1 protein-coding gene is annotated in these 587 nt (G+C 67.1%); it reads left to right on the plus strand.

What is annotated here, in order from left to right; genetic code table 11:
• Window positions 1–587, plus strand: a 587-nt coding sequence (locus MLGJGCBP_RS24090) for an SCO6880 family protein (protein ID WP_328799595.1), incomplete at both ends; no start/stop codon positions are given.

The following is a 587-nucleotide window of genomic DNA, read 5'->3' on the forward strand; positions in this document are numbered from 1 at the left end:
GTGCTGGCCCCCACGAAAATGTATGAGGGCGAAGACAGCGCCGGCTACCGGTTCGGCATGATCCACATGCCCAAGAAAAATCAGTACACCGTCGTGCTGCGGGCCTGGCCCCAGGGCGACGAGGCCGTGGACCGGGTACTGGTCAACCAGTGGGTCGGCGAGTGGGGAGTCGTCCTCGCATCCGCCGGACTCACCAGCGACATCGAGGCGATCGTCCCGGTCCTCGACACCGTCCCCGAGACCGGCAACGCCCTCCTCAACCAGGCCCGGTTGATCACCGCCCCACACGCCCCCGCGCTGGCGAAGGCAGTCGTGTACGAAGGCGCCACCGAGTTCCACCGCGACGAAGTTCAACTCGCCGCACGGGTGGCGATCACCTTCGCTGCCACAACCGATGAACGGAAGAAGGACCCGGGCGTGCAAGCGGTCGAAATCGGTCGGCGGCTTCCCGGCATCCGCGCCGCGATCGAAGCGTCCGGGGTCGCGGTTCGGTCGATGAGCGCGGCCGAGATCACCGGTGTGGTGCGCCGCTCCTTCGACCCGGCATCCCAGCAGATCGTCGAACGGGCCGAAGCCAGAGGTGAAGA

This window comes from Rhodococcus sp. T7 (genome assembly GCF_009872365.1).
Lineage (GTDB): Bacteria > Actinomycetota > Actinomycetes > Mycobacteriales > Mycobacteriaceae > Rhodococcus_F.